General features: G+C 42.5%; 23 protein-coding genes. 11 read left to right on the forward strand and 12 right to left on the reverse strand.

Annotated elements, in window-relative coordinates; translation table 11 throughout:
- Positions 1-3: 3 nt before the first annotated feature.
- Complete coding sequence (locus tag NH153_RS13255) at positions 4-1,368, reverse strand: COG3014 family protein (RefSeq protein WP_063704627.1); 1,365 nt, start codon at positions 1,366-1,368, stop codon at positions 4-6.
- Positions 1,369-1,505: 137 nt separating this feature from the next.
- Here NH153_RS13255 and NH153_RS13260 point away from each other — a divergent pair, with 137 nt between their 5' ends.
- The gene (locus tag NH153_RS13260) at positions 1,506-2,375 is read left to right on the forward strand and encodes a DMT family transporter (protein ID WP_063706129.1); all 870 of its coding nucleotides are present in this window, start codon (positions 1,506-1,508) and stop codon (positions 2,373-2,375) included.
- Position 2,376: 1 nt separating this feature from the next.
- Here NH153_RS13260 and NH153_RS13265 read toward each other — a convergent pair whose 3' ends face one another.
- The 7 genes from NH153_RS13265 to NH153_RS13295 form a co-directional block, all read right to left on the reverse strand.
- A complete protein-coding gene (locus NH153_RS13265) occupies positions 2,377-3,057 on the reverse strand; it encodes a M15 family metallopeptidase (protein WP_063704628.1) in 681 nt (226 codons plus the stop codon).
- Positions 3,054-4,184, reverse strand: coding sequence for a succinyl-diaminopimelate desuccinylase (gene dapE, locus NH153_RS13270; RefSeq protein WP_063704629.1), 1,131 nt, complete (start codon positions 4,182-4,184; stop codon positions 3,054-3,056). The genes NH153_RS13265 and dapE overlap by 4 nt, the downstream gene beginning before the upstream one ends.
- The gene (locus NH153_RS13275; RefSeq protein WP_063704630.1) at positions 4,184-4,528 is read right to left on the reverse strand and encodes an ArsC family reductase; all 345 of its coding nucleotides are present in this window, start codon (positions 4,526-4,528) and stop codon (positions 4,184-4,186) included. Before NH153_RS13275 ends, dapE begins: the two co-directional genes overlap by 1 nt.
- 5 nt (positions 4,529-4,533) lie before the next feature.
- Entirely contained in the window at positions 4,534-5,031 is a 498-nt protein-coding gene (locus tag NH153_RS13280) for a PTS glucose transporter subunit IIA (protein ID WP_063704631.1), read from the reverse strand.
- A 3-nt stretch (positions 5,032-5,034) separates the two neighbouring features.
- Complete coding sequence (locus tag NH153_RS13285) at positions 5,035-5,427, reverse strand: ACT domain-containing protein (RefSeq protein WP_054552960.1); 393 nt, start codon at positions 5,425-5,427, stop codon at positions 5,035-5,037.
- 209 nt (positions 5,428-5,636) lie between these two features.
- Positions 5,637-7,793: a phosphate acetyltransferase gene (gene pta, locus NH153_RS13290; RefSeq protein WP_063704632.1), complete on the reverse strand. Its 2,157-nt coding sequence runs from the start codon at positions 7,791-7,793 to the stop codon at positions 5,637-5,639.
- Between the two features lie 3 nt (positions 7,794-7,796).
- Positions 7,797-9,011: an acetate kinase gene (locus NH153_RS13295; protein WP_063704633.1), complete on the reverse strand. Its 1,215-nt coding sequence runs from the start codon at positions 9,009-9,011 to the stop codon at positions 7,797-7,799.
- Positions 9,012-9,301: 290 nt separating this feature from the next.
- Between NH153_RS13295 and yfbV the strand changes: the two genes are divergently transcribed.
- The gene (yfbV, locus tag NH153_RS13300) at positions 9,302-9,748 is read left to right on the forward strand and encodes a terminus macrodomain insulation protein YfbV (RefSeq protein ID WP_063704635.1); all 447 of its coding nucleotides are present in this window, start codon (positions 9,302-9,304) and stop codon (positions 9,746-9,748) included.
- Here yfbV and NH153_RS13305 read toward each other — a convergent pair.
- Genes NH153_RS13305 through xthA form a run of 3 tightly spaced genes read right to left on the reverse strand, consistent with a single transcriptional unit; the run spans position 9,745 to position 11,995 of the window.
- On the reverse strand, positions 9,745-10,542 hold the full coding sequence (locus tag NH153_RS13305) for a putative RNA methyltransferase (protein ID WP_063704637.1): 798 nt from the start codon (positions 10,540-10,542) through the stop codon (positions 9,745-9,747). The two genes, yfbV and NH153_RS13305, sit on opposite strands and share 4 nt — an antisense overlap.
- Positions 10,539-11,189: an energy-coupling factor ABC transporter permease gene (locus NH153_RS13310; protein WP_105174308.1), complete on the reverse strand. Its 651-nt coding sequence runs from the start codon at positions 11,187-11,189 to the stop codon at positions 10,539-10,541. Before NH153_RS13310 ends, NH153_RS13305 begins: the two co-directional genes overlap by 4 nt.
- On the reverse strand, positions 11,186-11,995 hold the full coding sequence (gene xthA, locus NH153_RS13315) for an exodeoxyribonuclease III (RefSeq protein WP_063704639.1): 810 nt from the start codon (positions 11,993-11,995) through the stop codon (positions 11,186-11,188). Before xthA ends, NH153_RS13310 begins: the two co-directional genes overlap by 4 nt.
- Positions 11,996-12,241: 246 nt before the next feature.
- Here xthA and NH153_RS13320 point away from each other — a divergent pair, with 246 nt between their 5' ends.
- From NH153_RS13320 to rluB, 4 genes are all read left to right on the forward strand, one after another.
- Positions 12,242-12,676 (forward strand): hypothetical protein, encoded by a 435-nt coding sequence (locus tag NH153_RS13320; protein WP_063704641.1) that lies wholly within the window; start codon positions 12,242-12,244, stop codon positions 12,674-12,676.
- Between the two features lie 206 nt (positions 12,677-12,882).
- A complete protein-coding gene (locus NH153_RS13325; RefSeq protein ID WP_063704643.1) occupies positions 12,883-13,404 on the forward strand; it encodes an EF-hand domain-containing protein in 522 nt (173 codons plus the stop codon).
- A 130-nt stretch (positions 13,405-13,534) separates the two neighbouring features.
- A complete protein-coding gene (gene scpB, locus NH153_RS13330; protein ID WP_063704645.1) occupies positions 13,535-14,125 on the forward strand; it encodes an SMC-Scp complex subunit ScpB in 591 nt (196 codons plus the stop codon).
- Complete coding sequence (rluB, locus tag NH153_RS13335) at positions 14,122-14,994, forward strand: 23S rRNA pseudouridine(2605) synthase RluB (protein WP_063704647.1); 873 nt, start codon at positions 14,122-14,124, stop codon at positions 14,992-14,994. The genes scpB and rluB overlap by 4 nt, the downstream gene beginning before the upstream one ends.
- Before the next feature lie 103 nt (positions 14,995-15,097).
- Here the strand turns inward: rluB and ald are convergent, their stop codons facing one another.
- Entirely contained in the window at positions 15,098-16,219 is a 1,122-nt protein-coding gene (gene ald / locus NH153_RS13340) for an alanine dehydrogenase (RefSeq protein ID WP_063704649.1), read from the reverse strand.
- A 142-nt stretch (positions 16,220-16,361) separates the two neighbouring features.
- Between ald and lrp the strand changes: the two genes are divergently transcribed.
- The 5 genes from lrp to crcB all read left to right on the forward strand — a co-directional run bounded on the left by lrp (position 16,362) and on the right by crcB (position 21,821).
- A complete protein-coding gene (gene lrp / locus NH153_RS13345) occupies positions 16,362-16,841 on the forward strand; it encodes a leucine-responsive transcriptional regulator Lrp (protein WP_063704651.1) in 480 nt (159 codons plus the stop codon).
- 141 nt (positions 16,842-16,982) lie between these two features.
- Complete coding sequence (locus tag NH153_RS13350) at positions 16,983-19,475, forward strand: DNA translocase FtsK (protein ID WP_063704652.1); 2,493 nt, start codon at positions 16,983-16,985, stop codon at positions 19,473-19,475.
- Positions 19,475-20,101 carry an outer membrane lipoprotein periplasmic chaperone LolA gene (gene lolA, locus NH153_RS13355; RefSeq protein WP_063704654.1) on the forward strand — a complete coding sequence of 209 codons (627 nt, stop codon included), beginning with the start codon at positions 19,475-19,477 and terminating at the stop codon, positions 20,099-20,101. The genes NH153_RS13350 and lolA overlap by 1 nt, the downstream gene beginning before the upstream one ends.
- 3 nt (positions 20,102-20,104) lie before the next feature.
- A complete protein-coding gene (locus NH153_RS13360) occupies positions 20,105-21,442 on the forward strand; it encodes a replication-associated recombination protein A (protein WP_063704656.1) in 1,338 nt (445 codons plus the stop codon).
- Entirely contained in the window at positions 21,435-21,821 is a 387-nt protein-coding gene (crcB, locus tag NH153_RS13365) for a fluoride efflux transporter CrcB (RefSeq protein WP_082389253.1), read from the forward strand. The genes NH153_RS13360 and crcB overlap by 8 nt, the downstream gene beginning before the upstream one ends.
- Positions 21,822-21,829 lie beyond the last annotated feature (8 nt).

Below are 21,829 nucleotides of genomic sequence, written 5' to 3' on the forward strand. Positions count from 1 at the left end.
CTCCTAGAGTTGTACAACATGTGTGTCGTAGTAGTTATTTATAGAGGTTAGGAAAATCAAGGTTAACCCTTGCTTACTAACCGTAAAGTCTATTTCGCCATGTCCCGGCACGCTTAAAGCGTGCTGACCTGCTGACATCGCGTGCTGTGCAATACTCAGTTGACTTGGTAAAGTCGACCAGCTTCGCGTATCAGCTTGCTCTGATGCTATGTTATAAATATTCGCTAAAATATTACCGACATCGCCGCCGCTTCTTGCCAATTCTGCGCGCATCTTTTCTTTTGCTACCAAACGCATTACTTGACGGGTTATTCTGCCAGCACTTTGATCTTTCAAAGTTTTTGCTGCCAGTGCTTCAAGCCTAACAATGGGCGTCAGTGGCAAATTTTCGCCATCAAGAGTCACTGTTTTATTACTGCCCGCATAGGGCGCATCGCGATAAACTGGCATGGCAATACTGTAAAAGCGTGCATCACCCCGGGAGGTATAAATGGGTAATCGTAAATGAAACTCTTGCCTTGCTGGTATCAAACCTTGCTCTGCAATTACAATTACTTGTCCCGTGTTTGTTTGAGTCTGCTTTAACTTGCCAAAGCGTTTGCTAAATTCTTCAAAATCCTGATCAAACCCTTGTTTTTTGGCAAGGCGTAACACTGTTTGCTGTAAGTAGCTATTTTCGCTATTTATTTCGAGTGCTTTCTTATAATCGATATAGGCATCATCAAACTGTTTATCTGCCTCATAAAGTAGGCCAGACAAATAAAACGTAAAGGCATTTTGAAAGCCATTTTTGACATTACCAATTAGCTCGGCCATATCAGGGTAGCCTTCGGCTGCCTGTTCTGCTTGTTGATCAAGTTCAGCTTGATTGTCTTTAAGTGCATCTTCTTGCACTTTATTTGCACGTCTAACTTCAACTAATGCAGATTCAAGTTGTTTATCAAATACATAACTCAGTGCTTTGTAGCTATGCAGCATGGTCATTTCATAGGCTGCTGGCTCATAACCAATCACTGAGTCATTGGTTAATAATGAATTTGTTTGCTCAAGGCCTGCACTTAGCTGTACTTTGGCTGCTTGACGCTTTTTTTCCATATTTTGATAAACAGCTTCAAAGGTCTCATTGGCCTGAGAATTTTGTTTAGCCAAAAACTCAAGACGGGCCGTTTCAAGCTGATTTAACAAATAGTTACTATGGCCTCGGCTGTTACTTGGCAAAAGTTGCTGCGCACTTGCTATGTTATTCTGAGAAACAGCTTGGCGCACAGGTCTTAGCTGCGTCGCATAATCTTGGAATAGATCAGTAATACCTATGGTACTGCAACCAGATAACAGTAGAGCAGCTCCAATAAATAAACGTCGATGCACTGAACACTCCTTTTAAACAATGTACTCAGATTAGCATACGCGGCTTAACCTTCTATGATAAATTATGTAAAAAATCGTAAGTTAATTGTCTAATTTTAGGTCTTATCTTTTTTAAAACCAAAAGGATAACTCATTTGTTGAGCACCATACTGTATACCTTGATTGCACTTTGTGCGTTTGCAGCTAACTCTTTGCTGTGCCGGATGGCATTACAAAGTGGTGATATTGATCCGTTAAGTTTTACAGCCATTCGCTTTGCAAGTGGGGCGTTGATGTTGCTTGGTATACTTATATGGCAAACAACTTTATTGAGATCAAAATCACAATCAGCTCAACCTTTAACCGATAAAGGTAGCAATATCAGTGCGCTTAGCTTATTTGTTTACGCGCTGTGCTTTTCAGTTGCCTATGTTGATTTAAACACAGGCACAGGCGCACTTATCTTATTTTCAGCAGTACAGTTAACCATGATAGGCCATAGTGTTTTAAATAAAGAACCACTCAGTAAAGTGCAGTGGGGGGCTTTGTTTGTCGCTTTTGCGGGCTTTATATACTTAATGCTGCCCTCAGCCACGGTGCCTTCTTTGATGCCTGCAATGCTCATGGCGTTAAGTGGTGTGGCGTGGGGTGTTTACAGTATTCGCGGAAAATCATGCAGCTCACCTTTGCAAGCAACCAGCTTTAACTTTCTAAGAAGTTTAATACTCGTGCCAATTTTAGTGTTTCTAGCCGTGGTTGATTGGCAAGATATTACTGCCAGTGGGGTTTATTTGGCGATAGCTTCAGGAGCGCTTGCATCCGGGCTTGGCTATAGCATTTGGTACATTGCACTACCTAGGCTTAAAAGTAGCCAAGCAGGTGTGGTGCAGCTAACCGTGCCTGTACTTGCCACATTAGCTGGGGTGGTGGTTTTAGATGAGCAATTAACAGCGCGTTTAGTTGTAGCCAGCGCCTTAATTCTTGGCGCTGTACTGGTGTTTTTGATGGCTAAAAAGCGCAGTGTCTAGATTAGGGCGTATTAATATTTAATACGTAGCGTTCATACAAGGTGTTAAGTTCGGCTAGTATCGCTTGTTTGCCGCTCAGCTCACTTTGTGCAATACATTGCTGTAATGTTGTAACTGACAAAAACGCCATCATCTTAGCAGACACACCAATATGACTGATATGCCAAGGCTCAGGAGCAACCCCACCTTTGTACTCCTGATAAGGGCGATAAAAACCATATTTTTCTAGGTTATCGTCAAGCCATGCAGCAAGCTTGGCAAAGGGCCCTGTGGGCGAATACTCATCAGGGGTTAATTGCAGCTGGTAATCATCGTCAATAGGGCGGGTATCGTAAATGTCGAGGTCGGTACCAAAGTGGTGCCTACTTGCCCCAGGCAGTGCTGAGTAAAGCATAATAGCGTGGCACTTTTCAGTATCACTTAGATTTTCTAAATCTACCGTTTGTTGCTCAAGGGTGTAAACCGGTCGAAGGCCCTGAAATTTAGCATTCCAAATAGCACTTTGACGATGAAAATCACGAAAGCTTGAGGCAATTGTCAGATCAATACCAGCTTCTTTTGCTCCTTGCTGCAGAGCTAAAAAATCATCGACAATATCACGATGCAAGCGATGGTTTTGTAGCTCAACTAAATGTGAGCTACTTAACCCCGTGGCGCATTGCTTAAGCTCGGTTGGGTTCATGTAAGCAGTTGCTCTAAAATCACTTCGTAAATATCAGCTAGTTGAATTAAATCATCGGTGCTAACACATTCATCTACTTTGTGAATGGTTTCATTACGCGGACCAAGCTCAATGACTTTGGCGCCCGTTTGCGCGATAAAGCGGCCATCAGAAGTACCACCGGTGGTTTCAAGCACGGTGTCGCGTCCAGTCACCTGCTTAATAGCGTGCACGGTAGCATCAACTAACGGGCCATGATCGGTTAAAAAAGGCAGCCCATTGACAATCCAATTTAGCTCGTAATTGAGGTTGTGTTTCTCAACAATATCAACCACTCGCTGCTGTAGCTGTTGGTGAGTTACTTCAGTACTAAAGCGAAAGTTAAATTGAATCTCAAGTTCACCTGGGATCACATTTCCGGCACCGGTACCGCCGTTAATATTCGAAACCTGAAAACTCGTTGCAGGGAAAAATTCGTTACCTTGATCCCACTCGGTTTGACTCAGTTCAGTTAACGCAGGAGCAGCTAAATGAATTGGGTTTTGCGCTAGATGCGGGTAAGCAACATGGCCTTGCACACCTTTCACGGTTAAAAAGCCAGTTAATGAACCGCGACGACCATTTTTTACCACATCGCCAAGCACATCTCGTGAAGAGGGTTCGCCAACTAGGCACAAATCAATCTTTTCGCCTCGTGCTTCGAGGGTATCGATAACACGGGTTGTGCCGTTGATAAACGGGCCTTCTTCATCAGACGTAATTAAAAACGAAATTGAACCTTTGTGATCTGGGTGCTTAGCCACAAAACGCTCAGTGGCAACCACCATAGCAGCCAGTGAACCTTTCATATCGGCTGCGCCGCGACCATGTAACATACCGTCTTTTACCAGTGCAGAAAAAGGCGGGTGCTGCCAATTTTTTTCAGGACCTGTTGGTACAACATCAGTGTGACCAGCAAAACAAAAATGCGGTGACGCATCGCCCTTACGAGCCCAAGTATTTAGCGTATCGGTGAAAAACAGTGATTCAATATTAAAGCCAAGTTTTTCAAGGCGTTCGTTCATTAACGCTTGGCAACCAGCATCTTCAGGCGTCACTGATTCACGCTGGATAAGCGCTTGAGCAAGTTCAATAACAGGGTGAGTCATTAGGCAAAAATCTCATCGTATTGAGCGGCTTTAAAACCTAAGTGGTATTGGCCATTATGCACAAGTACCGGGCGCTTGATCATCGCAGGTTGCTCAACAAGTAATGCTAATGCAGATTCTTTATCTAGGTTTTGCTTTTGCTCATCAGATAATTGGCGATAAGTTGTGCCGCGTTTATTAACTAAATCTTGCCAATCAATATGCGCTGCTAACTCATTAACTAGCTCAGCACTAATGCCGTCTTTACGGTAATCATGGAAAGTAAATTCTTGATTGTTATCAGTTAAATATTTCTTGGCTTTTTTAATTGTATCGCAATTGCTGATACCGTACATGATAGTCATAAATTCTACTTTTTAGTTACAGTGAGTAATGTGTCTACCCCAGCAGTGACCTGAGATAGTGAATAATAAAGGGGTCCAAGGTGTTGGCTATTGAGAACGCAAAGCGTACCAAGCATAGGGCTGCTCAACTCGCGTAAATCAAAATAGGCTAATCGTTCACCTTGGCTAATTTTACTGCCGTTTAATTTAGCGATATTGGTGTGGTTGATATGTTCTTCAACCGATGAAAACGATAAGTTTAATAAAACTTTTAAACCGTTTTTTGCTTGTAAAATGTATTCTTTACCAGCATTTTTAACTTGTAATAGGGTGCCATCGAATGGCGCAATGATGTTGTGGCTGGTTAGTTCAACACTAATCCCTGGGCCAAGGGTGGCAAAACGAAAAAATGGCTCAGGGTGCTCGTTAATGCTTTTTACACGCCCACTAAATGGGCTTTTAATGGCCATGCAGCGCGCTTTTCTGAGGCTGCGTTCGGGTAAGTATTGAACTTCGTTAGTCATGGCTTATTTAACATCACCTAGCACATGGTAACCGTCTTTTTTCAGAGCTGTAATGGCTTTGGCCATACTTTGCTTTTTCACTAATACATAATCGGTATCGTAAGTAGATAAAGCAAAAATCGAAATCGACGCTTTTGCTAGCACGCCAGAAATGTTCGCCATAATACCAGTCAACGAAAAACCAAGTGGGCCAATGACTTCCAGTGCTTGCCAGTCGGTTTCTTGGTCCAGACTGTCGAGCTGGAAACTACTTGGGCAGACAATAGACAGCTCATCAGCCGTTTTTGCAATAAAGAAAATAGCTTGTTGGAGTAAGGCAGGGTCAATCGTTGCATCGACATCTAAACTATGAATGGTAAGTTCTTCACTATGAAGTTGTAACGTTTGTTTTGACATCTGCGATCCTATCTTTGAAGCCTTTGAATTTATAGTATAGGTAAACAAAGTTAAGATAAAGCGCAATAATTTTGATTGCTGAGGTTTTACTCAATATCGCTGTTGAGGTTGTCCACAGATTCTGTGGATAAATATGGGAATAGGTCAGTATAAAGAAGGTAATAGGCTAATTTATAAGGGTTTTATAAATTAGCCTAAATTTTGAAGGGTTAATTTTCTAAGCTTTCAACTTGCTTAGCTTGAATTGCTGTAAGGGCAATGGTGTAAACAATATCGTCTACTAATGCACCACGACTCAAGTCATTTACCGGCTTACGCATACCTTGCAGCATTGGGCCAATACTAATTAAATCGGCACTCCGTTGAACTGCTTTATAGGTTGTATTACCGGTATTTAAATCTGGGAATACAAACACCGTTGCTTTACCTGCAACCGGGCTGTCTGGTGCTTTCTTAATTGCTACATTTTCCATAATTGCAGCGTCGTACTGAAGCGGGCCATCAATCACTAAATCAGGGCGCTTTTGCTGGGCAAGTTTAGTGGCTTCACGCACTTTTTCCACGTCAGCACCTGAACCCGAAGTACCCGTACTGTAGCTGATCATTGCAACACGAGGTTCAATACCAAACGCAGCCGCTGAATCAGCTGACTGGATCGCGATATCGGCCAGTTGCTCTGCTGTTGGGTCAGGGTTGATTGCACAGTCACCGTAAACCAGAACTTGATCAGGTAACAACATAAAGAACACTGACGATACCAACGATGAACCCGGTGCAGTTTTAATTAACTGTAGCGGTGGGCGAATCGTATTCGCAGTGGTGTTAACCGCACCCGACACTAGACCATCTACTTTTCCTTGTTCAAGCATCATGGTGCCAAGCACCACGTTATCAAGTAATTGCTCTTGGGCAACCACTTCTGTTAAGCCTTTGTTTTTACGAATTTCAACCATAGGCGCAACGTAATCGTTGATCACATCCGCTGGCTCAACAATAGTTACGTTATCGTTAAGCTCAACACCTTGTTGCTCAGCAATACGTAAAATCTCTTCTTTGTCACCAAGTAAGATTGTTTTTGCAATGCCACGTTGGCCACAAATTGCCGCAGCTTTAATTGTGCGCGGCTCATTACCTTCTGGTAAAACAACTGTTTTATTCGCTTGACGAGCTTTGTCTGTCAGTAAGAAACGAAACGCTGGCGGAGACATTTTACGAGTACGACCAACACTTTGCGCTAGGCTGTCTAACCAATCAGAGTCAATGTGGCTGGCGTTGTGATCTTTTACTTTATCGATACGCTGATCATCATCACACGGTACTTCCATATTGAAGTTGTGCAGTAATAAAGACGTGCGCCACGTATCTTCTTCTGTTGCAAGAATTGGCAGGCCCGTATCCATCGCTTGTTCGCATAATTTCATGATGCGATCTTCAGGCTTAAAGCCACCGGTTAATAAAATAGCCCCAAGCTTGGTGCCATTCATAGCTGATAAACAAGCGGCAACTAATACATCAGAGCGATCGCCCGGAGTGACCAGTAATGCACCTGGGGTAAAGTGGCTTAAAATATTCGATACGGTACGGGCGCAGAAAGTAACGCGACGTAAACGTCGGTGAGCCATGTCGCCTTCATTAATAACTTCGGCCTTTAAGTATTCACATAAATCACGCACACGCGGCGCTACTAGATCGAAATCCCACGGGATTGAACCTAATAACTTAAATGGGTGCTTTCTGAAAATAGGCAGCGATGCTAAACGGTTTAATTCGTTTTCAAGTTGCTCTGGCTCATGAGCTTCAACTAGATCAGCACGGGCACGACCTTCATCATCTAAAGGTGCATTAACTTTGTTGAAAATACAGCCTAACACGCGAGGGTGGTTAACACCGCCATAGTTGCCTGAGGCGATTTCTAAACGGTCTTCAATTTGGTCGTTGCTATCGTTACTAGGCGTTAAAACAAAAACAATATCAGCACCCAGAGTTTGCGCGATTTCACGGTTTACACGGCCTGCGTACGGCTGACGACGTGTTGGCACCATACCTTCAATAATTGCAATTTCGTCTTCTTTAATGGTGTTTTCAAAGCGCTCGACGATTTCTTCAAGTAAGTCGTCGCCTTTACCATCACCAATCATTTGTTCTGCATAGCTCAAATCGAAGGGAGTAGGCGGATTAATTGGCGAGCCATGAGTAACAATCTGCGTCGACTTTTCAGGGCCTGTATCGCCAGAACGCGGCTGTGCAATTGGTTTGAAAAAGTTCACTTTAAGCGCTTTTTGCTCAAGTGCACGCACTAAACCAACAGAAACAGATGTTAAACCAACCCCAGTTGAAATAGGGATCAACATAATTCTACGTGCCATTAATTAACCCTCCTTTGCAATGCGGGCTGCGTCGTTAGCAATAACCCATTCTTCGTTGGTCGGGATCACAAACGCTTTCGCGTGGGCTTGGCCTTTTGAGATTAAGCCTTCTTTACCAAAGCGAGCAGCTAAGTTTGCAGCTTCGTCACACTCAAGGCCTAAAAAGCCTAATTGGGTGATCACTTTGTCACGAATGATATCTGAGTTTTCACCGATACCACCGGTGAAAATAAGTGCATCAAGGCGTTGTACAGGCACTAAGAATGCGGCGATTTGTTTTGCTAAACGGTAGCAGAAAATATCGAGTGCAAGGTTTGCTTGCGGGTGACCTTCAACAGCGGCTTCTTCAATAGTGCGACAGTCATTTGATAATTCACTAATACCTAACAGGCCACTTTGCTTATTAAGTAAGTCATCAATTTCTTGCACTGAATAATTAAGTTGCTGAGTTAAAAACGTGAATAAACCCGGGTCGATGCTACCACTGCGCGTGCCCATCACTAAGCCTTCAAGCGGTGTCAGACCCATGCTGGTATCAACGCTCTTACCATCTTTAATCGCACACACTGAACAACCATTACCTAAATGCGCACTGATCACATTGGTTTGCTCACGCTCTTTACCTAGCAATTTTGCCGCTTCTCCAGCAACATAATAATGGCTTGTACCATGAAAACCATAACGTCTCACCCCGTGCTCTTTATAAAGCGAGTAAGGTAGGGCGTATAAGTATGCAATATTTGGCATGCTTTGGTGAAATGCCGTATCAAATACAGCAATTTGCGGTAGCGTTGAGAACGCTTGCTGTGCAGTGCGAATGCCCAATAAATTTGCAGGGTTATGAAGTGGAGCAAGTGCCGCTGTTTTTTCGATAGCTGTAAGTACATTATCGTCGATAAGCACAGACTCAGTGAAATGCTCACCACCGTGCACAACACGATGACCCACCGCAATTAAGTTATCTGCCAGACCTAACTCATTAACTAGCTTCACAAGCTCAGCAATGGCTGCATCATGGGCTTGGCCCTTTGCAAGTTCAATAAGTTGTTTTTCACCATTATATTTATATTTGATTGAAGGCGTGTCTGAGCCAAGGCGCTCAGCTAAACCAGAAATAACTTCGTCAGAAGTAGTGGCATCTAAAATGGCAAATTTTAAACTTGAACTACCACAGTTCAGTACTAAAACATGTTGTGGTGAGCAAAGGTGCGTCGACATAGCTAGGTCCTAAAAATACGATATCAGTCAGTGTATATTAAGGCTTGATAATTAGAATTCTTTGCCAGTATAGTAAATAAGTATTTTGTTGCTACACTTAACAAAGCTAGGCTGTAATTATACTAAAGTCTGGTTGACTTAAGCCGATAACATTTTATCTCATTTAGACATTAAACGTTAGTCTCATTACCATTAATTTGGTATTAAAACTAGGACAGGTTTTGCAGGGATTGTATCCGGGAGTGTGTTACACTCGATTGTGAAACAAGATGAAGACCCTAGGAGTGATGATGCAAAAAGGTGTCATGTCACAAGTGCAAACAGGTCGTCAATACGCTAAAAAATGGCCGATGCGACAAGAGCTCGCTCCATTGTTTGCCGAATTTAGAGTGATCAAGGCCACAGATCTGGCTATTACAGTGATGCCAATATTGGCAATGCTGACTGTATTCATGCAAGTTAATTATTTAGGTAGTGATTATTTTCCACAAGCAATCACTATCGCGCTTTTCTTTTTATCACTACCGCTGCAAGGTTTGTTGTGGCTAGGCCGCCGTGCAGAAACTCGCTTAGAACCAGCAATGCTTAGTTGGTACACAGAGCTGCACAGTAAAATGAAAGCGCATGGTTATCAGTCACAATTAACGACTGAAAAACCACGCTATTCAGATTTAGCTCAACTATTAAAAGATATGTTCGAAAAAATGGATAAAGCCTTTACTAAAGAACACTTCTAATCACGAATAAACTGGCTCACATAAAACGATAACGTTACTTTTTGTGGGCCTTGCTGCTCAATCTGCTGCCAATGCTCTGGGCGGAATTTCCACGCAAACGGCGTCATCATAATTAAATGTTTAATCTCATCAACAGACAACAGCACCTGTTGCTCTAATAATGTTGCCGACTCTTTGCTAAAGCCTGCTGGTGGTTCTATCTCTGTATGCGGTTTAACATCGGCATAAATAAACGCTTTTAACTCTTTAAGATGCCAAGGGCCAGGGCTTGCAACAATTAAACTAGCTTGCGGTTTGGCAAGGCGGGCAAGTTCTTGTGCAAATAAAGGGGCAAACACACTAACAAGTACATCCGCTTTGGCATCTGCAAAAGGGGCTTGGCTAATCGACGCGACACTAAAATGCGCATTTTCATACCGCTTAGCGGCGTATTTTACCGCCGGCTTCGAAATATCAACACCATAAACATCGGCACTTGATTGTGCTGCAATTGCTTGAGTGTAAAAACCTTCACCACAGCCTAAATCAATCACTGAACTTGGAGCGAGAGATGCTACTAATTCAGCTATAGCGTGCTGTAAAAACAAATAGTGCCCGGCACTTAAAAATACGCGGCGTGCTTGCACCATTTCAAGGTTATCGCCCGGTTGTTTCGACTTTTTATTTTGCACGGGAAGTAAATTGACATAACCCTCTTTGGCGATATCAAAACTGTGATTATTGTCACAGCGGTACGTTTTATCGGTGAGCGTCAGTTCAAGTTTGCAAAGCGGGCAGTGATAGTGAAGACTCATGAGTCTAAGTAGTCCTTATCATAAAAGGTTTTTACCCAGTAAGGGCGATAGGTGATCAACAAGGTGATTGCCATGCCATTGAGCATCGCTTCAGGAAACCAAATTATGGCACACAGGATCAAATAGTTTTCTGAAATCTCAATAAAACTGTAATCACCAAGCAAGTAATAAAGCACACCACTGGTGAGTATTTTAATACAGGCGATAACAGCTGCGGTTAAAAACGCGCATAAAAAGATATAAATAAAAAAGTGTCTTGGTAAATAGGTATAACAAATTACAAAGCACAGATAGCTCAACGTAATTGGAATGAACGCTGTAAATAACAAATGCACAGGCAATAAACTGATTGGCAATTGTGCAACCAGCACTAACAACAAACTCGCCAAGGTACTTGCAAAAATAGCCAGTCGCCAACCTAAAATTAGGGTCACTGCGGTGACCCCCAAAATATGCAATTCGAGGCCAGGTAATATGCCTGCTTTAATACGCCACAGTACCGCAAGTACAAGGGCACATGCGAGTACACCCACTTGTCTTATCGGTGTTGCCAGCAAATGTGATGCGCTTTGCTTATCAAAGCTGAGCCAAATTATTATAGCCACACAGCTCCACAATGGGAGCTGCCATTGCAGTGTGTCTATCATGCGTTAAATGTTGACCAAATTGGCGCATGATCAGATGGTTTTTCGATACCGCGCAACTCGTAATCAATACCAGACTCAACACAACGCTCAGCAAGAGCAGGGGTTGCTAAGATCACATCAATACGCAGACCGCGGTTGTCATCAAACCCTTTTGAGCGGTAATCAAACCACGAATATTGTTCTGTTTTTTCTGGATAAAGTTCACGGAAGGTATCTTTAAAGCCCCAGTTTAATAACGTGCTTAACCATTCACGCTCTTCAGGTTGGAAAGAACACTTACCTGTTTTTAACCAGCGTTTACGGTTTGGTTCACCAATACCAATGTCGAGATCAGTTGGCGAAATATTAATGTCACCCATCACGATAACATCTTGATCAGGCGTGTGGTTATCTTCTAGATGGGTCATTAAATCTTTATAGAATTGACGCTTATAAGGAAACTTTGTTTCATGGGCAATGTTGTCACCTTGCGGGAAGTAGCCATTCATTACCGTTAAGTCGCGACCATTTTCTTGTGTCACTGTTACGCTGATCATACGGCGCTGTGATTCGTCGGTATCGGTTGCAAAACCTTTTACTACAGATTTAGGTTCTTGCTTACATAACATTGCCACACCGTAATGTGCTTTTTGACCATGAAAATAAACGTGATAGCCCATTTTTTGTACGTCTTCGAGAGGGAAGGCCTCATCGTGCACTTTGATTTCTTGTAAGCCGATGATATCTGGTTGATGTTTATCAATTACGGCCTGCAATTGGTGTAAACGAGCGCGCAGCCCGTTAATGTTAAATGAGATTACCTTCATGGTTTACCTATCTGTATTTTTGATTATTCGTTTAGCGCAATTCTATCATCAAACTAGGGCTTATTCATGAGCAAATTACGAAAATCAAATTGAGTAAATGTTGATCAATTGCTGCTTATTTTAAAGACATTGTTAACTCATTATTAATTATTAAATTAAATAAATAATTCAGTTGATCTACTGATTTTTGTTTATATAATGCGCGCAAACCACCCGTTCATATTATGTACTATTTAAAGGTAAACCATGAAAAAACAATTAGTGATGCTTTCTCTTGCATGTATCTCATTTGGCTCATTAGCAAGCAACCCGCACTACTTTTCAGCTGATAACCGTATCGAATCAAAGTTATGTAGCTTAAGTGCGAACGAAGGGTTTACCGCTGCACGTAAAGAAGCAGCAAAACACGGCATTTCAATGTCACGTTTTTCACAAAGCATTTTATGTAACGGCACAGATATCCGTGAAATTGCTAAAAAAGCACAATCACAAGAAGCAGCAACAAAAGCAGCTGTTGAAGTGTTTGCTAAAAATGAGCAAAAAGAAACTCAGCTTTGTATTACTGCACTTAAGCAAGGTTTAACACCTGTGCGTGAAAAAATTGGTAACTTAAATACCTTAAAATGTAATGGCGAAGCAGTAACAGATTTCGTTAAGCGTTACCAAAACGCAGCTATCTAATCGCGACATTTTAGCGATTTGTAAAAAGCGCTCATCGGAGCGCTTTTTTTATGAAAAAATTACAGCAATCCATGAAAAGCTTTCTAAATCATAGGCTTAACCAAAACTTAACTTAGTTGTAAGTGCTTGATTTTAGTCAATAAGGCATTTTGGCATTCAACTTGAAATAGTCTAACTGAATCTAATCGACTACAAGGAAATGTCTTATGAACAAGTTAACTTTAGCATCAACAATTTTAGCAGCATTAAGCCTATCAGCATGTTCTGCAAGTAACTCTTTAGCAAAAATCGACAGCGATTTTGGCAGCCTAGATAACGACCATGATGGTTATATCTCGAAAGTAGAAGCAGATGACGATGCAATTTGGGAGCATTTCTCAAACATCGATACCAACATGGATGAGCAAATTAGCCGTACAGAATTTAACGCCTACATGCAGTTAAATACAGGCAAAGTGGCAACAGATAGCGAGGTGTCTGAATCAGCATTTAAAGCAGAAATCGCTAAGTTTGACCCGATCGAAAGTGACTTTAAATCGTTAGACAACGATAAAAATGGTTACATCTCTATTGAAGAAGCGGATGACGACGACATCGCAAATCATTTTGGCTACATGGATAGCAACAAAGATAAGCGTGTAAGTCGCACCGAGTTCATTAGCTACATTAGCAAATATGGCAGCGATGTGGCAGAAGATGATGCCCTTGAAATGGTCAAAAAAAGCTAATTTCAATATTTATTCATAAAAATCCCCCAAAGCCAGTGTTTTACACTGGCTTTTTTACAATAATTTTTCCAACCTTGGCTGACTTCTGTCATAATAGTGCGTTAGTGATTTAAAATGACCTTTAGTAGCAATGGCCACAAAACGTATCAGTGATGAACAGTTAGTCGAAATCATAGAAGCCGCGATTTTTGTTGCTGGAAAACCTGTGTCTAAACGTCATTTAAAAGAGACAGTATTAGCTGATTTAAGCGTATCTATGCCACGCATTAATAATGCAATCGAACAGATTCAAACGCATTATCAAACCCGAGGCATCAAGCTTGTTGCAGTTGGCAGCGGTTACAGGTTTCAGGCCTGTGCCAGTTTAGCCCCTTGGCTGGCAAACTTATGGCAAGAACGCGCACCTAAATACTCAAGAGCACTACTAGAAACTTTATCCTTGATTGCCTACAGACAACCTATTACCCGTGGTGAAATTGAACAAGTACGGGGTGTGACCGTTGGCTCAGGAATTATTAAAACCTTATTAGAAAGAGAGTGGATTCGGGTTGTTGGCCACAAAGAAGTGCCAGGGCGCCCAGCGTTGTATGCTACCACATCCGCTTTCTTAGATTATTTTTCATTAGCTGGTTTAGATGAATTACCGCCGTTACCTGAACTTCAGGAGAGTAAAATCAACCAGTTATTGAGCGATCCTTCTGTGAGAGAACTATCTGAATGAGTAATGTAGAAACTGAAAAGTTACAAAAAGTATTAGCCCGTGCTGGCGTGGGTTCACGTCGTGAAATGGAAAAATACATCGATGCCAATCGCGTGAGCGTGAATGGTAAAGTGGCCCGTTTAGGCGACCGCGTAGAAGCAACCGATGTAATTCGTGTTGATGGTCACGTGGTGAAAATCGAAGACAAAGCCGACCGAATTTGTCGTGTACTTATGTATAACAAACCAGAAGGCGAGTTATGTACACGTAAAGACCCTGAAGGTCGTCGTACTGTATTTGACCGTTTACCACGTGTTGATGGCGAACGTTGGATTGCAGTTGGCCGACTAGATATTAATACCGCTGGTTTAATGCTGTTTACTAACGATGGTGAACTTGCTAACCGTTTAATGCACCCAAGCTACGAAGTAGAGCGTGAGTACTCTGCTCGCGTGTTTGGTGAAGTGACAAACGAAACGCTGCGCACTTTAACAAAAGGTGTTGAGCTTGATGATGGTCCTGCGAAATTCTTAAACATCAAACCTATGGGTGGTGAAGGTATCAACCGTTGGTTTAATGTGACTTTAACAGAAGGTCGTAACCGCGAAGTTCGTCGTTTATGGCAATCACAAGATGTTGAAGTATCGCGTCTTATCCGTATTCGTTACGGTAAGCTAGAGCTTGATAAGCGTTTGCCACAAGGTGGTTGGGCTGAGCTTGATTTAGACACGGTTAACTATTTACGTAAAACAGTACAACTTGGCCGCGAAACGCAAACTAAGCTGTCGGTTATTCCTGAAAAGCGTAAAGACAAACGTGCTAAAATTAACCAAATCCGTAAAGCGGTTAAAAAGCACAATCAACGCGCTAAACAAACTAAGCGTCGTTAAAAACTATATTCAAACTTGTTTGCAGGTAAAGCTCTTCACTTGCAAACAGGCATAAAAAAAGCAGCGATATCGCTGCTTTTTTTATTTCGATTCACAATGCTAATTAAGCATTTTCAACCGCTGTACGTGGGTCAACATATTCCATGTTGAAAGCTTCAGCTACTTCTTTATAAGTAACTTGGCCTTTAATCACGTTTAAGCCTTTTAAGAAATGTGCATCGTCAAGAAGCGCTTTCTTGTAGCCTTTGTTAGCAAGGTTGATGATAAACGGTAACGTTGCGTTGTTAAGTGCGAACGTAGAAGTACGTGGAACAGCACCTGGCATGTTAGCAACACAGTAGTGAACAACGTCATCAACGATGTAAGTTGGATCAGCATGAGTAGTCGCTTTAGAAGTTGCGATACAACCACCTTGGTCGATTGCAACGTCAACGATTGCAGAACCAGGTTTCATTGCTTTGATGTGCTCAGCAGTTACTAGTTTAGGCGCTGCAGCACCTGGGATTAGTACGCCACCGATCACAAGGTCAGCTTCTAGTACGTGTTTTTCTAACGCGTCAGCAGTTGAGTAAAGTGCTTTAACTTTATTACCAAACTGTGCGTCTAAAGCACGTAATACATCGATGTTACGATCAAGAACAACAACGTCTGCGCCTAGGCCAACAGCCATTTGCGCTGCGCTACGACCAACCATGCCGCCGCCGATAACAACAACTTTAGCTGGCTCAACACCTGGTACACCACCAAGTAACATACCACGGCCGTGGTTAGATTTTTCTAATGCTTGTGCACCAGCTTGAATAGACATACGACCAGCAACTTCACTCATAGGAGCAAGAAGAGGTAAACCGCCACGTGCATCAGTTACTGTTTCGTAAGCGATACAGATAGCGCCACTTTTCACTAGGTCTTCAGTTTGTGGAAGATCCGGTGCTAAGTGAAGGTAAGTAAATAGAATTTGGTCTTCGCGTAACATTGCACGCTCAACAGCTTGTGGCTCTTTCACTTTTACGATCATTTCAGCTTTAGCAAAAACTTCTGCCGCTGTTGATAAAATTTCAGCACCTGCTGCTACATAATCTTCGTTTGTGAAGCCAATGCCCATACCAGCATCAGTTTCAACAAATACTTGGTGGCCATGGTTTACTAGTTCACGAACACTCGCAGGAACCATACCTACACGGTATTCATGGTTTTTAATTTCTTTAGGTACACCAATAATCATAGTTTTTCGCCTTAATAGAACGGGGTAAAATTTTTGACTATTATATTCATGACCTGCCAGTGTGTCTCACCTTTTTTAAGTGGTATTCTAGTGATATACTCTGAAAATTAATATATAACAGTTTAAAACTCTGGTTTGCCATATGCACCAATTACTCGACAGGATAGACCGTAAAATTTTAATGGAATTACAGCTCGATGGTCGGATCTCTAATGTAGAGCTCGCGCGGCGTGTAGGCCTAAGCGCCACCCCATGTTTAGAGCGGGTTAAAAAGCTTGAAAGAGAAGGTTATATACTTGGATACAAAGCGGTAGTAGACCCTGCTAAGCTCGGTCAAGGATTATCCGTGTATGTAGAAGTCACTATCACGAAAACCTCACCTGATGTGTTCGAAGAGTTTAACGCTGCAGTTAAAAAACACGACGAAATAATCGAATGTCACTTAGTGTCGGGAAATTTCGACTTTTTATTAAAAACGCGGGTAAATGATATGTCTGAATATCGCAATGTACTGGGTGATATTCTGCTAAAACTACCCAACGTCAGTGAAAGCCGAACTTATGTGGTAATGGAAGAAGTAAAAGGTGAACAAGGGGTCATTATTCGCCCATATATCGCCTAAACTGTTAAAATACACATTGAGTAACAAAAACTTGTTCATTATCAGTCCATCAAGGTTAAGATAAAGTGCATCAAACGGCATTTCCTGCTAAGGTATTTCACTGCTAATCGATAAGTAAAGAATAATAAGGAATAGGGAGCTATGCGCCTAAATGGTGTTCAAAGACTGTTAGAAACGGGGCTAATCATCAGCACCTTTGCTGCAGTATTTATTTTATGTGCATTAATCAGTTTTGATCCTGCGGACCCTTCATGGTCGCAAACCGGTGAATTTGTTAATGTTAAGAATATTACCGGCACAGCGGGAGCTTGGGTTGCAGATATCCTATTACTCACTTTTGGCTGGCTTGCTTATTTAGTGCCTGTTGCTATTCAGTTGTTTGGTTATTTATTGTTTAAACAGCCACACCGTATTTTTCAGCTTGATTACACCACACTTGCTTTACGTGTAATTGGCTTTGCGTTGTTTATTACTTCAGCGACTGCCATCAGCAGCATTAATTTTGATGATATTTATAATTTTTCATCCGGTGGGGTAGTGGGAGATGTCATCGCTACAGCCATGATGCCGACCTTTAATTTTACCGGTACCTCTATTTTATTACTGTGCTTTTTCTTTGCAGGTTTAACCTTATTAACCGGTATTTCGTGGGTACAATTTGTCGATTTTGTTGGCAAATGGGTGATGAAAACATTCTACTTTTTGCGTGAACAATTTTCTGCTTGGATGCACCGTGAGAAAGAAGCCGTTAAAGACGTTACGACTACAGAACCTGATGCAAACTTTGTCGAGCCAGAAAACGAACCTGCAATTGGTTTTAAAGATGCCGAAAAAGATGAGCCAAAGCAGACTAAAGCACAGCAGAAGCCAGCGGAAAAAGCCAATGATGATTTCCAAGGTTTTGATGAACTAGACGATATTCTTGACCAAGAAATTGGTTTTAGTGCCCTTGATGATGAATCTTTCGATACAGTATCAGCACTTAATGCGCTTGATCAAAGCCCCGTTTTAGAACCAGAAAAACCAGTTACAACGGTTGTTTCGCCTGCGCGCCCAATGCCTAAACCAAAACCAGCGTATCAGCCACCGCCAACGGCAAAAGAAAAGTTTGAAGCCTTGCTTGAAGAGCAACCGCCAGCAAATCCGTTGCCGTCGCTTGATTTACTCGATCGCCCTGACAAAGCGAAAAACCCGTTATCACAAGAAGAGCTTGATGGTATTTCGCGTTTAGTTGAAACAAAACTACTTGATTTTAATATTCAAGCTGCGGTGGTTGGGGTTTACCCGGGGCCGGTTGTAACGCGTTTTGAACTTGATTTAGCGCCGGGTATTAAAGTGGCCAAAATCACAGGTTTATCAAAAGATTTAGCGCGTTCACTGTCTGCGGTGAGTGTCCGTGTGGTAGAAGTTATTCCGGGTAAAACCTATGTAGGTATAGAACTACCAAACAAACACCGTGAAATCGTGCGTTTAAGTGAAGTTATTAACGCGCCTAAGTTTGAATCAAACCCATCACCACTGACTATGGTGTTAGGTAAAGACATTGCTGGCGAGCCAGTATGTGCTGACCTTGGCAAAATGCCACATTTACTTGTTGCGGGTACCACAGGTTCAGGTAAGTCAGTGGGCGTTAATGTAATGATATTAAGCTTACTGTACAAATCGGGCCCTGATGATGTTCGTATGATCATGATCGACCCGAAAATGCTTGAACTTTCTGTGTACGAAGGCATCCCACATTTATTATGTGAAGTTGTTACCGACATGAAAGAAGCAGCCAATGCATTGCGTTGGTGTGTAGGCGAAATGGAGCGTCGTTATAAGCTGATGTCGGCACTTGGTGTGCGTAACTTAAAAGGTTACAACCAAAAAGTGCTGGATGCCAAAGAAGCGGGTCAACCGATTCTAGATCCACTGTTTAAAGATACCGACGGCATGGCCGATGGCCCAGCAGAGCTAGATAAACTACCAAGTATTGTGGTGGTCATTGACGAATTTGCCGACATGATGATGATCGTGGGTAAAAAAGTGGAAGAGCTTATTGCACGCATCGCGCAAAAAGCCCGTGCAGCAGGTATTCACTTAGTGCTAGCAACACAGCGCCCATCGGTTGACGTAATTACTGGTTTGATTAAAGCGAATATTCCAACCCGTATGGCGTTCCAAGTTTCAAGTAAAATTGACTCGCGTACCATTTTAGATCAGCAAGGCGCTGAAAACTTACTTGGTATGGGTGACATGCTTTACTTACCGCCGGGTACCAGTGTACCCGTGCGTGTGCATGGCGCGTTTGTTGACGACCACGAAGTTCATGCGGTTGTAGACGATTGGAAAAAACGCGGCAAACCAAATTATATTGATGAAATTTTAAGTGGCGATGCCACAGAAGAAATTTTACTACCAGGAGAAACCAGTGAAGACGGTGATGAAGAGTCAGATCCGCTTTACGATGAAGCAGTATCATTTGTAATTGAAACTGGCAAAGTGTCGGTATCGAGTGTACAGCGTAAGCTTCGTGTAGGTTATAACCGCGCAGCACGCTTAGTTGAACAAATGGAAACATCAGGCATTGTTAGCGCACCAGGTCACAACGGTGCCCGCGAAGTCTTAGTGCCAAATGGTGGAGCAAATTAATGAAAAAAATTAAATACCTAGCCCTAATTGTGGGTTGTTTATTAAGCGGTCAAAGTTTTGCAGACGACAGCGAAGCGTTGCAACAACAACTGGCTGCGATTAAAAGTTTTAAAGCACAGTTCTCACAGCAAGTGACCGATTCGCAAGGCGAAGCTATCATGCAAGGTGAGGGGAATATTGCCCTTCAGCAGCCTATGATGATCCGCTGGCAACAGCAAAGCCCAGACGATACCTTGTTTGTATCTAATGGCGACAAAACGTATTACTTCGACAGCTTTGCTGAGCAAGTAACGATTATGAATACCCACAGCCTAATTGATTCAACACCGTTTGTATTGCTGACTTCAAAAGATCCAGAACAGTGGGCTAAATACCAAGTTGTGGCAACCGATGCTGGCTTTAGTGTCACGCCAAACAAAGGCGTTGAGAGCCAAGTTGAAAAGCTAGACATTCGCTTTAATGCTAAAGAGCAAGGCCTCGCATCACTAACGGTATTAGATACCTCAGGTCAGCAGTCTTTATTTACCTTTAAAGATGCCAAGGTAAACGAAGCTCTGGCGGCTCAAACCTTTGAATTTACTATTCCTGAGGGCGTTGAAGTTGACGACCAAAGCCAAGGTGATTAAGGCTTGAGTAACCTCGGATTTAATTTTGGTCCTGATGTGCGCCCACTAGCGGCGCGCATGCGACCTGAAACACTTAATGACTACATTGGTCAGCAGCACCTTTTAAGCCCCGATAAACCTCTTTACCAAGCGATTCTTGCAGGCCGATGCCACAGCCTTATTTTGTGGGGGCCGCCAGGCGTTGGTAAAACTACATTAGCGCAAATTATTGCAAACCATGCCGATGCCAGCCTTATTCAAATGTCGGCGGTCACAGCGGGTGTTAAAGACATTCGTGAGGCAGTAAGCGAAGCAAAAACAAACCTTGCCGGGCGAGGGCAACGCACCTTATTGTTTGTTGACGAAGTGCACCGCTTTAATAAATCTCAGCAAGATGCATTTTTACCGCATATTGAAGATGGCACCTTTATTTTCGTAGGCGCAACCACCGAAAACCCATCATTCGCACTTAATAATGCGATTCTGTCTCGTGCTCGTGTGTATGTTTTAAAAGCGCTTGAACAAGCCGACTTATTTACCGTCATTGAACGCGCCTTACGTGAAGACGTAGAACTTAGCCAAAAACACATAGACATTGCCGATAACGCTAAACAAGCGCTTTGCCAAGCAAGTGATGGCGATGCACGTAAAGTGCTTAACCTGTTAGAACAAGCGGTTGATTTAACCACTGAGCAGCAGGGAAAATACCTTGTTGATCAACATGTTTTAAGCCAAGTTTTACCAACTCACTTAGCCAAGTACGACAAAGGTGGTGATGAGTTTTATGACTTGATTTCAGCGTTTCATAAGTCAGTGCGAGGAAGTTCACCTGATGGCGCTTTATATTGGTATTGCCGTATTTTAGCAGGGGGTGGCGACCCACTTTATGTGGCTCGGCGTTTATTAGCGATTGCTACTGAAGATATTGGCAATGCTGATCCGCGAGCAATGGAAGTGGCACTCAACGCGTGGGATATTTTTCAACGTGTTGGCCCAAGCGAAGGTGAGCGTGCTATCGCACAAGCCACCATTTACTTAGCCAGTGCCCCGAAAAGTAATGCCGTGTATATGGCGTTTAATCAAGCGCTGCAAGATGCTAAAAATGAGCCGAGTTATCCGGTGCCTGAGCATTTACGTAATGCGCCAACCAACTTAATGAAAGACTTGGGTTATGGCGCTGAATATCGTTATGCGCACAATGAAGAAGGGGCATTTGCTGCTGGCGAAAAGTATTTCCCTGAGGCAATTAATGATCGCCAGTATTACTTCCCAACTGACCGTGGGCTTGAACAAAAAATAAAACAAAAGCTGGACTATTTAAGCCAGCGCAACGAGCAAAGTGATATTAAACGCTATGAATAGCTTGAAACTTTATATGATGATTGCAATGGGGGGCGCTTCAGGGGCGTGTTTACGCTATTTTCTTAGCGAAACCATGTTAAAACTGCTCGGTAGGGGATTCCCTTTTGGCACGTTGACAGTTAATATTCTTGGTTCATTGTTAATGGGCATTTTATACGGCTTGATTGAAAAAGAAATAATCGCTGTTAGCCCCGCTAAAACCTTAATTGGTATTGGCTTTTTAGGTGCATTGACCACCTTTTCAACATTCTCAATGGATTCGTTGTTGCTCTTGCAACAAGGTCACTTTTTTAAAATGGCCCTCAATATCACCCTAAACGTGGTGGTGTGTATATTTATGGCTTGGCTGGGCCTTCAGCTGGTAATGCAAAAAGGTTAAAAATCAAA

The organism is Pseudoalteromonas gelatinilytica (assembly GCF_001641615.1).
GTDB classification, from domain to species: Bacteria; Pseudomonadota; Gammaproteobacteria; order Enterobacterales; family Alteromonadaceae; genus Pseudoalteromonas; species Pseudoalteromonas gelatinilytica.

What these genes read in the sequence shown, in the direction of transcription:
- NH153_RS13265 (WP_063704628.1), bottom strand. Translation starts at nt 3,057, where the DNA reads ATGAACCCAACCGAGCTTAAGCAATGCGCCACGGGGTTAAGTAGCTCA.
- dapE (WP_063704629.1), bottom strand. Translation starts at nt 4,184, where the DNA reads ATGACTCACCCTGTTATTGAACTTGCTCAAGCGCTTATCCAGCGTGAA.
- NH153_RS13275 (WP_063704630.1), bottom strand. Translation starts at nt 4,528, where the DNA reads ATGACTATCATGTACGGTATCAGCAATTGCGATACAATTAAAAAAGCC.
- NH153_RS13280 (WP_063704631.1), bottom strand. Translation starts at nt 5,031, where the DNA reads ATGACTAACGAAGTTCAATACTTACCCGAACGCAGCCTCAGAAAAGCG.
- NH153_RS13285 (WP_054552960.1), bottom strand. Translation starts at nt 5,427, where the DNA reads ATGTCAAAACAAACGTTACAACTTCATAGTGAAGAACTTACCATTCAT.
- pta (WP_063704632.1), bottom strand. Translation starts at nt 7,793, where the DNA reads ATGGCACGTAGAATTATGTTGATCCCTATTTCAACTGGGGTTGGTTTA.
- NH153_RS13295 (WP_063704633.1), bottom strand. Translation starts at nt 9,011, where the DNA reads ATGTCGACGCACCTTTGCTCACCACAACATGTTTTAGTACTGAACTGT.
- yfbV (WP_063704635.1), top strand. Translation starts at nt 9,302, where the DNA reads ATGCAAAAAGGTGTCATGTCACAAGTGCAAACAGGTCGTCAATACGCT.
- NH153_RS13305 (WP_063704637.1), bottom strand. Translation starts at nt 10,542, where the DNA reads ATGAGTCTTCACTATCACTGCCCGCTTTGCAAACTTGAACTGACGCTC.
- NH153_RS13310 (WP_105174308.1), bottom strand. Translation starts at nt 11,189, where the DNA reads ATGATAGACACACTGCAATGGCAGCTCCCATTGTGGAGCTGTGTGGCT.
- xthA (WP_063704639.1), bottom strand. Translation starts at nt 11,995, where the DNA reads ATGAAGGTAATCTCATTTAACATTAACGGGCTGCGCGCTCGTTTACAC.
- NH153_RS13320 (WP_063704641.1), top strand. Translation starts at nt 12,242, where the DNA reads ATGAAAAAACAATTAGTGATGCTTTCTCTTGCATGTATCTCATTTGGC.
- NH153_RS13325 (WP_063704643.1), top strand. Translation starts at nt 12,883, where the DNA reads ATGAACAAGTTAACTTTAGCATCAACAATTTTAGCAGCATTAAGCCTA.
- scpB (WP_063704645.1), top strand. Translation starts at nt 13,535, where the DNA reads ATGGCCACAAAACGTATCAGTGATGAACAGTTAGTCGAAATCATAGAA.
- rluB (WP_063704647.1), top strand. Translation starts at nt 14,122, where the DNA reads ATGAGTAATGTAGAAACTGAAAAGTTACAAAAAGTATTAGCCCGTGCT.
- ald (WP_063704649.1), bottom strand. Translation starts at nt 16,219, where the DNA reads ATGATTATTGGTGTACCTAAAGAAATTAAAAACCATGAATACCGTGTA.
- lrp (WP_063704651.1), top strand. Translation starts at nt 16,362, where the DNA reads ATGCACCAATTACTCGACAGGATAGACCGTAAAATTTTAATGGAATTA.
- NH153_RS13350 (WP_063704652.1), top strand. Translation starts at nt 16,983, where the DNA reads ATGCGCCTAAATGGTGTTCAAAGACTGTTAGAAACGGGGCTAATCATC.
- lolA (WP_063704654.1), top strand. Translation starts at nt 19,475, where the DNA reads ATGAAAAAAATTAAATACCTAGCCCTAATTGTGGGTTGTTTATTAAGC.
- crcB (WP_082389253.1), top strand. Translation starts at nt 21,435, where the DNA reads ATGAATAGCTTGAAACTTTATATGATGATTGCAATGGGGGGCGCTTCA.